The organism is Dethiosulfovibrio russensis (genome assembly GCF_021568855.1).
GTDB lineage: Bacteria > Synergistota > Synergistia > Synergistales > Dethiosulfovibrionaceae > Dethiosulfovibrio > Dethiosulfovibrio russensis.
This window is the reverse complement of the sequence record NZ_JAKGUG010000002.1, coordinates 214,366-227,308: the sequence shown is the minus strand read 5'-3', so window position 1 is coordinate 227,308 and position 12,943 is coordinate 214,366. Positions and strand designations below refer to the sequence as shown.

At 56.0% G+C, this 12,943-nt stretch carries 11 protein-coding genes; 9 read left to right on the top strand and 2 right to left on the bottom strand.

What is annotated here, in order from left to right:
- The first annotated feature begins 133 nt into the window (after nucleotides 1-133).
- On the top strand, nucleotides 134-550 hold the full coding sequence (locus L2W48_RS02900) for a hypothetical protein (RefSeq protein WP_236099095.1): 417 nt from the start codon (nucleotides 134-136) through the stop codon (nucleotides 548-550).
- Between the two features lie 72 nt (nucleotides 551-622).
- On the opposite strand, the gene L2W48_RS02895 is transcribed toward L2W48_RS02900, so the two are convergent.
- On the bottom strand, nucleotides 623-1,321 hold the full coding sequence (locus tag L2W48_RS02895) for a Crp/Fnr family transcriptional regulator (RefSeq protein WP_040383042.1): 699 nt from the start codon (nucleotides 1,319-1,321) through the stop codon (nucleotides 623-625).
- Between the two features lie 142 nt (nucleotides 1,322-1,463).
- On the opposite strand from L2W48_RS02895, the gene hcp reads away from it, so the two are divergent.
- On the top strand, nucleotides 1,464-3,131 hold the full coding sequence (gene hcp, locus L2W48_RS02890) for a hydroxylamine reductase (RefSeq protein WP_236099094.1): 1,668 nt from the start codon (nucleotides 1,464-1,466) through the stop codon (nucleotides 3,129-3,131).
- A 57-nt stretch (nucleotides 3,132-3,188) separates the two neighbouring features.
- Here the strand turns inward: hcp and L2W48_RS02885 are convergent, their stop codons facing one another.
- Complete coding sequence (locus L2W48_RS02885; RefSeq protein WP_005660030.1) at nucleotides 3,189-4,136, bottom strand: hypothetical protein; 948 nt, start codon at nucleotides 4,134-4,136, stop codon at nucleotides 3,189-3,191.
- 168 nt (nucleotides 4,137-4,304) lie between these two features.
- Between L2W48_RS02885 and iadA the strand changes: the two genes are divergently transcribed.
- The 7 genes from iadA (at nucleotide 4,305) to L2W48_RS02850 (ending at nucleotide 12,943) form a co-directional block, all read left to right on the top strand.
- Nucleotides 4,305-5,462, top strand: coding sequence for a beta-aspartyl-peptidase (gene iadA, locus L2W48_RS02880; protein ID WP_236116497.1), 1,158 nt, complete (start codon nucleotides 4,305-4,307; stop codon nucleotides 5,460-5,462).
- Between the two features lie 166 nt (nucleotides 5,463-5,628).
- Nucleotides 5,629-6,696, top strand: coding sequence for a methylcobamide--CoM methyltransferase (locus L2W48_RS02875; protein WP_040382406.1), 1,068 nt, complete (start codon nucleotides 5,629-5,631; stop codon nucleotides 6,694-6,696).
- A gap of 13 nt (nucleotides 6,697-6,709) precedes the next feature.
- Nucleotides 6,710-8,056 carry a Na+/H+ antiporter NhaC family protein gene (locus tag L2W48_RS02870; protein ID WP_236099092.1) on the top strand — a complete coding sequence of 449 codons (1,347 nt, stop codon included), beginning with the start codon at nucleotides 6,710-6,712 and terminating at the stop codon, nucleotides 8,054-8,056.
- Between the two features lie 72 nt (nucleotides 8,057-8,128).
- Nucleotides 8,129-8,566, top strand: a complete 438-nt coding sequence (locus L2W48_RS02865; protein WP_236099091.1) for a sulfurtransferase — start codon at nucleotides 8,129-8,131, stop codon at nucleotides 8,564-8,566.
- Between the two features lie 84 nt (nucleotides 8,567-8,650).
- Complete coding sequence (locus tag L2W48_RS02860; RefSeq protein ID WP_236099090.1) at nucleotides 8,651-10,867, top strand: choice-of-anchor Q domain-containing protein; 2,217 nt, start codon at nucleotides 8,651-8,653, stop codon at nucleotides 10,865-10,867.
- A 113-nt stretch (nucleotides 10,868-10,980) separates the two neighbouring features.
- Entirely contained in the window at nucleotides 10,981-12,612 is a 1,632-nt protein-coding gene (locus L2W48_RS02855; RefSeq protein WP_236099089.1) for an OpgD/OpgG family glucan biosynthesis protein, read from the top strand.
- A complete protein-coding gene (locus L2W48_RS02850; protein WP_040382405.1) occupies nucleotides 12,596-12,943 on the top strand; it encodes a hypothetical protein in 348 nt (115 codons plus the stop codon). Before L2W48_RS02855 ends, L2W48_RS02850 begins: the two co-directional genes overlap by 17 nt.

Sequence of the window (12,943 nt, the reverse complement as noted above, 5' to 3'; positions counted from 1 at the left end):
TTTTTCGAAAAAAAATTTCGTCTCTCTTTAAAACCTCGACCTCGGGTTATGGACGACCATGTCGTCCGGAATGTAGAATTTTATCGTGTGAAAAAACGGCGCCGTCGCCGTAATCGAGGAGGTTTTCTTTACTATGAAGAAGAGATGTTTTCTGCTTTCGCTGGTGCTCGTTCTTGCCCTTTCACTGAGTGCCTTTGCCGCTACTGTCGAATATCCCCGTTTTTCCATTGAAGTTCCCGACGGATGGAGGGTATCTCAGGACGGAAGCACCGTCACGATTATGGCGAACGATAAGTCCGCCGCTCTTACCGTGACTGTAGAGGACAACGACGGGACGGCGATAAAAGACCTCGCATATGCCTATGCCCAGCAACTCAACGCCACCGAACCGGAAGAGGATGGTGACGTGTACATGTTCGGCTTCCAGAATCCCAGTGGTGTCGAGTGCAACGCCGTGCTCTGTGGCGACGACTCCGAGTACATCATGTTGGTGATGATAGGGGATCACCCTCAGATGGAGGGTATGATCGATTCCATAGAGGAGAAATAGCCACGTTAAGATTCCGGTTTAACTGGGATTTTCTCTCTCACAGGTCAGGAGGCGGTCCTTTCGGGCCGTCTCCTATTTTTTTGGGGTCCTGACGTCGTAGAATCTGCCGTGTTCCGCCAGTTCCTTCAGGGCGGTGTGGTCCAGAAGCGTGACGTCCCTCCTGTCCAGATCTATCAGCCCTCGATCGGTCATGTCGGAGAATATCCGAGATAGGGTCTCCGGGGTAGTCCCCAGAACGGAGGCCAGTTGCCATTTCGGAATGTCCAGATGCAGGCTTCCGGGAGATTTTTTCTCCTCAGCCAGCATGATGAGATACGACGCCAGTCGCCCCGGGACCTCCTTGAGGGCCAGACTCTCCACCTGTAGCGTAAGCTCTCTCATCTTGGAGGAAAGGCCGGACATCATAGACATGGCTATCTGAGGCTCTCTGGACAACAGATCCAGAAAGGCCCTCCTAGGAAAGAGCAGCAGCTTCGAGTCGGACATGGCCTGGGCCCAGGCGGGATAGTTTTTTCCGGCGAACATGGACACCTGGCCGAAGTGGTCCCCCGGGCCGCAGACGTGGAGTATCACCTCTCGCCCCTCCTCGGACATCTTGTAGACCCTCACCCTGCCTCTGAGCACGGCGAAGAACCCCTCTCCGACCTCCCCGTCGGAGAAGATTATCTCCTTTTTTCTCGCCTTCTTGAGTATGGAGATCGAGAGTATCTTTTCGGTCTCATCCCGGGAAAGTCCGTTGAATCCGGGAATCCTCTCCATCGCCTTTTCCATGGTCACCTGGCGAATCCCCCCTCGTTTTCTTGACGTCGGTCAAGGATATATGTTTTTTCATAGTCCATTATGATAAGCGTGATGTGCGGGGATAAGTTTCCCCGTGCTTATTATAACCTTACACAGAGGGGGAGATGAAAGAATGTCCATGTTCTGTTTCCAGTGTCAGGAGACCGCCAAGAACTCGGGTTGCACCGTCAGGGGGGTCTGCGGAAAGCCCGAATCCACCGCTAACCTACAGGATCTTCTGATATACGTCTTAAAGGGGATAGCCGTCTGGGGGAAGAAAGCCGAAAATCTGGGGGTTTTGGATAAATCCGACGGGCTCTTCATAGCCCAGGGACTCTTCGCCACCATAACCAACGCCAACTGGGACGACGACCGCTTCGTCGGGCTCATAGGCGAGGCCATCAAGAGAAGGGACGACCTGAGAGCTCGTTTCGAGGCCGCCTATAAAGAGAAGGAAGGGCGAAGCTTCGACGGTTCCGTTCCGGACTGCGCCACCTGGGATGGTTCCATATCCGAGTACGCCGACAAGGCCCTCTCGGTGGGGGTGCTGGCGACGGAGAACGAGGACGTTCGTTCCCTCAGGGAGCTTCTGGTCATAGGCCTTAAGGGGATAGCCGCCTACGGAGACCACGCCGCCGTGCTGGGCTACGAGGATCCGAAGATCTACGGCTTCTTCATGGAGGCCCTGGACTCCACCACGAAGGACCTGTCTGTGGACGAGATGGTCGCCATGGTCATGAAGGCCGGCGATTTCGCTGTACAGACCATGGCCCTTCTGGACAGGGCCAACACCGAGACCTACGGCAAGCCGGAGATCACCGAGGTAGAGCTGGGGGTTCGGAACAATCCGGCCATACTTATCAGCGGTCACGACCTGAGAGACATGGAGGACCTGCTCAAGCAGACCGAGGGGACCGGCGTGGACGTCTACACCCACGGGGAGATGCTTCCGGCCCACTACTATCCTGCTTTCAAGAAGTACGACCATTTCGTGGGGAACTACGGCAACTCCTGGTGGCTTCAGAACGACGAGTTCGAGGCTTTCAACGGAGCCATACTGATGACCACCAACTGCCTTGTGCCCCTGAAGTCGAAGAACACCTACAAGGACAGGCTATTCACCACCGGTATGACCGGTTATCCCGGAGTGGTCCACATCCCCGACAGGGAGGACGGAAAGCCCAAGGACTTCTCCGCCGTGATAGAGAAGGCCAAATCCTGTCCGGCCCCGACAGAGCTGGAGACGGGAAAGATCGTCGGAGGGTTCGCCCACGATCAGGTGATGGCTCTGGCGGACAAGATCGTGGAAGCCGTGAAGAGCGGCGCTATCAAGCGCTTCGTCGTAATGGCCGGATGCGACGGTCGTCACAAGACGAGAGACTACTACAAGGAGGTCGCCGAGGCCCTTCCCAAAGACGCCGTTATACTGACGGCGGGATGCGCCAAGTATCGCTACAACAAGCTGAACCTGGGCGACATCGGTGGCATTCCCAGGGTGCTAGACGCCGGTCAGTGCAACGATTCCTACTCGTTGGCCGTTATAGCCCTCAAGCTGAAGGAGGCCTTCGGCCTGGAGGACATCAACGAGCTGCCCATCTCCTACGACATCGCCTGGTACGAACAGAAGGCCGTGGCCGTACTTCTGGCCCTGCTCTTTTTAGGGGTCAAGGATATCCGCCTCGGGCCCACCCTTCCCGCCTTCCTCTCGCCCAACGTCGCCAAGGTGCTGGTGGACAACTTCGGCATAAGGGGAATCGGAACGGTGGAGGAGGACGTGGCCGCCATCATGGCGGGCAGGTGATCCATATCGGATGAACTGCGAAGGGAGCCCGGAAACGGGCTCCCTTCGTCTTTTTCCTCACTCGAGATTCAAAAGAACCGCCATGGAATCGGTGGGGTCCGCCTGGGTCACCTCCACCATGTCTCCTATGAAAGTCTTCGCCATGGGGGCCAGGCCGGGGTGGCATATCCTTAGCCTGGCCGGTATGCCCGGCTTCCCCATGGCTCCCGTCGAGAAGAGGGTCTCCAGGGTCTTCCATAGGGATATGAGGCCGCCTCCGTTCACAGGTATCTTTTTTCCAGAGGTGGTCTCTCCCTCCAGCTCGACGACCATGAAGGTCTGCCCGCCTCTATCTTCTCTTCCCAGTTTCTTGGCTCCCACGGTCCAGCCGGTATCGATAACCGGCAGCTCCCTGATCGACCGGTCCATGGACGGAAGGGCCTCCACCTCTGCGAAGGTATCCCGATGGAACAACTCCTCTCCTATCCCTATGAGGGGACAGGAGGGATGGCCCGACACGAAGACGGTGGGCCTTCTCTCCCTGAAGTCCTCTGTCATGATGGTCCCCTTCTTACAGAGCTCTATTACAGCCTTTATCGCGTATAGAAAGCAGATAATCTCTCCCGCCTCGGGACACCTTACGCTGTCGAAAAAATCGTCGTAGACCAGCGGCTCGGGGTACAGGATCCCGTCCGGTTCGTATTCTATCGAGTCGTACCACTCCAGGGCCTGATCGGACAGGGAGTCCTTCGTCCCGATGGTGCAGGTGAAGAAAAAGGCCGATACCCCCTGTGGATCCCTGCTGAACTCCTCGTCCAGATCGTGATACCCCCTGCCGAGGGACAGTGATATCTTGTCGTTGTCGTCCACAGCCAGGCTGGTCATGAGAGGCGCCGACTCTCCCGGTATCGCCATGAAAAAAGCCGGAGGCATCCCTTCGTGGTCTCTGATGTATTTGTTCAACTTCTGGAGATCTATGCAGGCCGTGATCAGGTCTCTGGCGGCCCCAACGTATAAACTGTCCATGAATATACCTCCCTATATGCGACGTTTACCGTATTGTACATCTTTGTTCCGTAGTTGACAGCTCGATCTCTGAGGTTTATTATCTTTTATGGATACAAATAAAGTGTACGTAGTTAGTATCCATAAAGAGAAGGGAAGGGGTCGATGGGCTTGAACCGTTTTTGTAAGGTGAGTCCACTTTTAATAAAGGGAGGCACGTCGTTTTTCCCGGTTTCAACCAAGACGAAGACGGTGGATTTCCTATCCCTAGGGGGAAGGATCGAGTCGGTTGAACCATCTATGGATGAATTAACCTTGAGGTCCGTCTTTCCAGACCTCAAGGTTCTGGATGCCGGGGGATGCAAGGTGGTTCCGGGGTTCATAGATCAGCATAACCATTTCAACGGCGCCGGAGGAGAGGGAGGCCCGGAGTTCAGAACCCCTCCTGCCGAGCTTTCGTCATTTTTGAAGGCCGGGGTCACAGGAGCGGTCGGACTTCTCGGTACCGACGGAGTGTCCCGCTCTCTGGAGGAGCTTCTGGCTAAGGCCAGAGGGTTGGAGGCCGAGGGATTGAGCACGTGGATATACACCGGCTCATATCGTATACCCTCTCCCGCCATGACCGGATCGACAATGAGGGACATGGTCCTTATAGACAAGGTGATCGGGGTCAAGATGGCCCTGTCGGATCACCGTTGCTCCCACCCCTCGGTCCAGGAGATCAGGCGACTGGTGTCGGACGTCAGGACGGCGGGGATGCTGTCCGGCAAGTTCGGGGTTGTCTGCGTCCATATGGGGTCGGAGAGCTCCGGACTCAGCCCGATCAGGGAGGCCCTTCGAGGATTGGAGGTGCCGCCGGGCCACTTCGTCCCCACCCACGTGGGGCGGACGGAAGACCTCCTGAAGGAGGCGGTTGACCTTGTCCTCTGCGGCGGCAGGGCGGACATAACCGCGGACGGTCGGGCTCTTGGTGCCATAGAGGCCTTTTTGAGGGCCGGCGCCGATCTCTCCTCGGTAACCCTCAGCTCCGACGGAAACGGAAGCCTACCTAAATTCGACGATCGTAAGAGGCTGATCGGAATGGCGATGGGGTCTCCCAGATCCCTTATGGAACGGATAAAATCGGCGGTGGACGCCGGTCTGGTTCCTCTGGAGACCGTTGTAGCCATGGTCACCTCCAACGTGGCAGACGGGCTTGGGTTGAGAGGAAAGGGCCGTCTGGAACGGGGTTACGACTCGGATCTCGTGGTGCTGACCCCGGATCTGGCCATCCGTCACGTGGTCTCTCGAGGCCGGGTGATGATGGAAGACGGAGAGGTAGCGGTCAAGGGAATTTTCGAGAATTAGAGCATAAAATTAGATATAAAAAGCGGAGGCAGATCCCTGAGGATCTGCCTCCGCTTTTTGTATGAATTTGTCATTTGACAGCTTTTATCGTACACAGTAAACTTACTTCAAGTAATAAAGATAATATCTAAAGGGGATAGTTTTATGGGAAAAAGAGTGAATTTTTGTGTTCAAGGATGAAATGACCCCGAAGGAGCGGATGACGGCGTTCTCCAAGGGAGAGTCTATGGACCGCATCCCGGTGGTTCCCGACATGGGGGTTACAAAATCGGAGTTCATAGGAGTGACCACCAAAGAGTATTATCATTCGGCGGAAAAGATGGCCGAGCTGGAGATAGCTCTGTTCGACTATCTGCACCACGACAGCATAGGCATATCCACAACCTTGAGAGGAATGGCGGAGGCCATGGGGTCCAGAATAGGCTATCCGGAGGACAACATCAGCTATCTGCTGGAGCCTGTGGTGAAGGATTTCGACGACGTGGATCGTCTCGAGCCGGCGGATCCCCGTAGGGACGGCAAGCTTCCTCTGTTGCTCAAGGCCCTGGAGATCATAAAGGATACCCTGGGGGACGTGGCCGACATAGGGGCTTCCATGACAGGGCCCTTCAGCGTGGCCGCTTCAGTAGTGGGGACGGAGAATCTGCTCAAGTGGATGGTCAGGGCCCCCGAGAAGGTGCATCAGGTGATGGAGGTAATAACCGAGTCGAACGATCGCTACATAGAGGCGGTGGCCCAGCTGGGATTGGGGGTGGGGTTCTGCGATCCCGTGTCCTCCACCAGCGTCATAAGCCCCAAGCAGTTCAGGAGTTTCTCCCTGCCCTACATGAAGCGCAACGTGACCCACGTGGCCGATTGCACCGGAGGCAGGCCAACCATGCATATCTGCGGGAAGAGCCGGGCTCTATGGGAGGACTGCGTCGAGGCCGGTATAGGTAACTTCTCCATAGATAACGTGGAGGACCTGGAAGACGCCAAGAACGTGATGGGAGACAGAGTCGTTATTACCGGCAACATCCCTCCAGTCGACATTGTGGCCAACGGGACTGTTGCCGACGTGTTCCGGTCCGCTAGGGAGTGCATAAGGAAGGCCTGGGATTCCCCCAAGGGATTCATCCTCTGCACCGGTTGTCAGATCCCCAAGGGTACTCCCATGGAGAATATCAAGGCGATAATGGACGCAGGACGCGAATATGGCCGGTTGCCGATTCGTCCCGAGCTGTTAGAGGATTAGGAGGATCGGTGGAATGATGTCGGAAAAGAAGGAATCGGGCAGAGGTCTGGCGTTTCTGCCCCTGTTGGTGTTCGTGTTCGTCTATCTTGCCACGGGAGTCATACTGACCGCCAAGGGAGTGGACAAGGCCTTCTATCAGCTGCCGTCGCCTGTGGCGGTGATAATCGGGATAGTTGCGGCCTTTTTTATCGTTAAGGGAACCGTGGACGAGAAGTTCGACATGCTCGTCAAGGGATGCGGGGATTCCAACATAGTCATAATGTGCCTGATCTACCTTTTGGCCGGAGCCTTCACCACTGTATCCAGGGAGATCGGAGGGGTCGACGCGGTTGTGGATATGGGCATGGCGGTTCTGTCGCCCAAGTACGCCTCGGCGGGATTGTTCGTCATATCGGCCTTCATAGCTACGGCAACCGGGACCTCCGTCGGGACAGTGGTGGCCATGACCCCCATCGGGGTCGGGATAGCCCAGGCCGGAGGTCTCAACGTGACCCTTGCGGTTGGAGCCGTAATAGGCGGGTGTATGTTCGGAGATAATCTCTCCATAATATCGGACACCACCATCGCCGCTACAAGGACCCAGCGAGTTCGTATGAAGGACAAGTTCAACGTAAACGCCGCCATAGCCATTCCGGCGGCGATTGTCACCATAGTGCTGCTGGTCATATACGGATCTCCCGAGACGGTAGTGCCAGCCGGGGAATACAGCTACGATTTCGTCAAGGTTCTTCCCTACATCTTCGTTCTGGTCTCGGCCCTGGGTGGCATGAACGTCTTCGTCGTCCTGACCGGAGGGATCCTCTTCTCCGGGGCCATAGGTCTGTGGAACCACACCTTCTCCATGTTGGGATACTCTCAGGCCATCTACGGAGGCTTTACCGGCATGATGGACATCTTCCTGTTGTCGATGCTCATGGGCGGTCTGGCCAGGATGGTCGAACGGGGGGGAGGAATAGACTGGATACTCGGCAAGGTCAGCCAGGTGATAGGGAATCGAAAGACCGCGGAGCTCGGCATAGCGGGTATGGTCTCCCTGACTAACATAGCCACTGCCAATAACACAGTGTCCATCCTCATCAACGGGGAGCTTTCGAAAAAGCTCAGCCTGAAATACGGCGTGGACCCGAGACGCACCGCCTCGCTGCTCGACATATTCTCCTGCGTCTTTCAGGGGCTTCTGCCCTATGGGGCCCAGATATTGATAGCCGCCTCGCTTATGGGGAGCGGAGCGAACCCCCTGTCCCTCATATCGTCCTGCTGGTACCAGTATATGTTGGCTATATTCGCCATAATATCGATCTTCGTTCCCTACGCGGACGGCTATATCAGAAGGCATCCACTGACATCGGAGATCGAGTGATCCTTGACGGGATGTTGAACAACGGATACAATCCTCGAAGTAATAAATAATATTACATTGGGGAGTGTTTTTATGAGAAGTATGAAGTGTATCGCTATGTGTGCCTTTGCGGTTCTCTGCGCCTCCGTGGCCTTTGCTGCTTCGGTGGGAATAGTCGATCAGGCCTACGTCAAGGAGCATGTCGGCAAGCCGGGATTCGTTCTGGTGGACGTGAGATCTCCGGAGGTTTTCAACGGTGAATCTCCCAAAAAAGGCATAAAGGGAGGCCATATTCCCGGAGCCATCGACGTTTTCGACAAAGAATTCGACTCGATGACCCAGGCTCAGCTCGATTCCATGGGGCTGACAAAGGATGTCACCGTGATAACCTACTGCAACAGCGGCAAGAGAAGCGGTGCCATGGCCGAGAAGATGGTCGAGATGGGCTACCAGTCGGTGAAGAACTACAAGGGAGGCATAATCGACTGGCAGAAAGATCCCTCCAATAAGATCGAACCTATGGCGAAGTAGTCCATTTCCTGTAACTGAATGATGGAAATTACGAGGGATCCTTTCGGGTCCCTTTTTTTCGGGATGAATTAAGGAGTGAACGCTTTGTTTCGTCGTTTTAAAGGCTTTTTCGGAAGATATATCTGTGTTCTTGCCGTTGTGCTGCCTCTGATCGGTTTCCAGTCTGCCGATGGGGCGGTATTCATGGTGGATAAAGACAACGTCTACGGAGGAGACGGAGCCTCCTGGGACGGTGCTTTCAACGAAGCTCAGTTCGGCGTCAAGGTCGGCGAGGCCTCTTCGGGAGACGTTTTTTTCGTGGCCGAGGGGATCTACCGACCTTCCGTGGACTCGAAAGAGGCTTCGGCCGATAGAGGCGCGAGCTTTGTCATACCGGAAGGGGTCTCCCTATACGGAGGGTTTTCCGGGGTGGAGGACAGTCTCTACGAGAGAAACTACCGTGAAAATCCGACCATCCTCACAGGAGATCTGTATCTGGACGATATAAGCGACGACCGGGGCGTGACGGTGAGTGCCGATGCCGTAATTGGTATCAACAGTATCGCCGTGGTTACCACTAAAAACGTCGAGACGGCCGTCCTCGACGGTTTTGTGATCACCGGAGGGGACGGGAGAAACGGCGGAGGCATGGTCAACGTCAGTTCCAGCGTCAAGGTCTCCAACTGTACTTTCCGGGGAAACAGGGCCGCCGGAATGGGAGGAGCCATGCTCAACCAGAAAGGGGCCCCCGAGATAGCCGATTCTCTTTTTTCCTGGAACCGATCCGGTATCAGGACGAACGGTGGCGCCATGGCCAACATCTTGAGCGATCCAAAGATCGTGTCCTGTAGTTTCGAGGACAACCGGACCGGAACCGGGTCTTCCGTGCCCAAGGAATGCGTCGGTAACGGAGGGGCCATCTACAACGGAAGGGGAAATCCCACCCTGATCGGATGTAGTTTCCGTCGTAACGAGGCCGGAGCCGGTGGGGGCGCGGTCTACAATCAACGCTGCACCCCTAGGATCGAGCGGTGCGTGTTCGAAGGCAACAAAACCTCTCATAACGCCGGAGCTCTTAGAAACGAGAGCGTCGGGAACGACGGGATGATAGTCTCCTGCCTTTTCAGAGACAATTCCTCTGTGGTGGAGGGAGGAGCGATATACAACACCGGAAGCGATCTGATCCTGACCGACACGACATTCTTGGGCAATACGGTCAGTGCCGACATCGACGACGACGATAAAGGATCCGGTGGAGCCCTGTACAACGCCAAGAGCAGCCCCGTAGTGGTCAACTGTACCTTCGTGGAAAACGGGGCGAAAAACGGCGGAGCCATATACAACAGGGTGAACAGCGATCCTTTTCTCGTCAACTGCACCTTGAAGGACAACTTCGCCAGCAAGAACGGCGGCGGAATGTACAGCACCAGCTGTTCCAGCAGCACGTCCTGTGCCCTTGGACAGGGAAGCAATCCGGTGGTCCTCAACTCCGTGTTCTGGGGTAACCGTGGGGGGGAGATCTTCAACGACGGAGATTCGTCTTCGGCTATCTACTTTTCGGTCGTTCGATCCGGAGACGTTCGGGGAGGGATAAACGTAGTATCCTCCGACATAAAAGTCTCCGATCCATCTCTCGGAGAGATCGGAGATAACGGAGGTTTCTCCATGACCTGTTCCATCTCCAGAGAAGGGGCCGCCCTGGACGGAGGTTGGAGAGTGGGAGAGATACTTTCCTGCGACTTCCTGTCGGGAGACTCGGTGTGGTCGGGCAAGAGCTGGGAAAGCATTTCCGTTTCGGTGCCGTCGGTCGATCAGAGAGGGGTGCCCAGACCTCAGGGAGAAGGGGTCGATATGGGATCCTTCGAGCTGACGACCTTTTCCGAGCCCATTAAACCTTTTCCAGTATCCTCCGACGAAGTATCGGGGGACGCTCTTTCTCCAGTCCTCAAGGTAGTGATACCGGTGCCTGCCGGAGACACCCTGAAAAAAATACGTTGGCAGATAGCCAAAGACGACGGCTTCAAGGAGATAGTGTTCGATAGCGATCTTCAGGAAGACGAAGGTCTTTCGATTTCGACAAAGTCCAAAAAACTGTCCGAGACGGCGTCCCTCTCCGTACCTAAAGGTAAACTGACCTACGGAACGGACTACTACATAAGGGTTCGTCCTCTCTTCGAGAAATCCGGCTGGACCGATTGGTCCGAAACGTCCAAAATTACCACCGAGACGGTTTCCGGTTCAGACGGAGGCTGCTCCGTGGCGGGAATGGAGCCGGGCTGGGCATTCCTGCTTCTGCCATTGGCCGTGCTTATAGGCCGCTGAGTAGGTCTTAAGGCAGTCAGTAGTTTTACCTATATAGGAAATAATACCCTTGTCCTTGCGGGATGTGTCGATGTACTATGTAGGCCATCCTTTAAGATTAGGGGGAGTCTCATTTGAATTTTATCGAAAGACTCAAGTTTTTCCGTGGGCTCATATTGTCGGTCCTTTTAGGGGCGGCCTGTCTGTCGGTCTCTGGGCCGGCTATAGCGGAGGAGACGACGTCGGGCGACCTGTCCGGCGACGTCTTCTCCTTCCGTGTATTGAGGGATATGGCGGAGGAACTGGCCTCCTCGGATTTTGAGGATCCAGAAGGGGTCGTGCCGGGTTTTCTGCTGGATCTCAGCTACGACGATTGGAGAAAGATTCGCTTTAACCCGGAAGAGTCACTCTGGAGAGGAGATAATCTGCCTTTCGAGGTCCAGTTCTTTCACCCGGGGTTGTTCTACAACCGTTTCGTCAGGGTGAACGTGGTGGACGGGGGAAGGGTCGAGCCTGTGGCCTTCTCCTCCGATATGTTCGAATACGGCGACAGCTCCCTGGCCGATAGGGTTGCGGCGGTCTCCATGGATTTCGCAGGCTTCAGGGTCCATCACCATCTCAACAAAGACGACTACAAGGACGAGGTGGCGGTTTTCCTCGGCGCCAGTTATTTCAGGGCGGTGGCGAAAGGAGTTCAGTACGGGCTCTCCGCTCGAGGACTGGCTGTGGACACGGCGTTGCAGTCCGGTGAGGAGTTTCCCTATTTCAGGGAGTTCTGGCTGGACAGGCCGAAGGCTAGCGACGACGTTATGACCGTCTACGCCCTTTTGGACAGTCCCGGAATGACCGGAGCCTATCGTTTCGTGATAGATCCCGGAGAAATCACCGAGCTGGACGTTTCATGCGATCTGTTTCTCCGTAGGGACGTGGCAAAGCTGGGGATAGCGCCCCTTACCAGCATGTTCCTGTACGGCGAAAACGACAACGGACGGCCCGGCGACTTCCGTCCCGAGGTCCACGATTCGGACGGCCTGCTGACTTGTGACTCGGAGGGCAAGTGGCTCTGGCGTCCACTGTCCAACCCGAGACGGCTCTCACTGTCCTCCGTCGAGATGGCCGATCCCGTCGGATTCGGACTGATCCAGAGAGACGCAGATTTCGACCATTACCAGGACCTGGAGGCCCGATACGAGAGACGTCCGTCTCTGTGGATAGAGCCTGCCGAGGGGTGGGGAAAGGGTCGGGTCGAGCTGGTGGAGATCCCCACGAACAGCGAGATTCACGATAACGTGGTGGCCTACTGGATACCGGACAAGATGAAAGCACCCGAGGGAGAGGTCCCGACCTATCCGAAAAAACTCTCCTTCTCCTACCGCATGGGCTGGATGGCTCCCGGAGAGGCGGTCCATCCCATGGGACGCGTGGCAGCCACCAGGATGGCCGACGGAGGGGACCCAAAGACGGTTCGCTTCGTGGTGGATTTCGAGGGAGGGCTCCTGGACGATGTTCCCGAGGACGGACCTCTGTCCAGCATAGTCTACGTCGGGGAGGGAGCCAAACTAGTGGACAAGCAGCTCGTGAAAAACGACGTGACAGGGGGCTGGAGACTCTCCTTCAGGGTTACCTCCGGCGTCGACGAGTCCCTCAGGGCGCTGTTCCCCTCGATGGGAAACCGCCCCGTCATAGAGCTGTCCGCCTTACTTAAAAAAGGGGAGAACCTGACCGACCCCCTCACGGAGACCTGGACCTATGAGTGGCGTCCTTAGATCCGAGGAGCTTCGTCGAATGACCAGGGACAGAACGCTGCTCTATGCCGGATCCCTGGACGTTCCAGCGGAGATAGGACTGGATCTGGCACTGGAGGGGCTATCTCGAAGCGGTTCGTCCTCTCCGAAGGAGGCCATGGAATCCCTTTGGGATGTCTTGGAAGAGAGGAAGGAATCGATCGGTACGGAAAAATCGATACCCAGGGCGTCGGTTCCTCCTCTGAACAGGGCCGTGATGGTCTCGGAGGAGATGGACCTGGTTCCCTGGAAGACCGCCATCGTCAGGGCTCTCAGGTCCTGGTGGGACGATCTGTTCGGTCTGAGGAGGTAG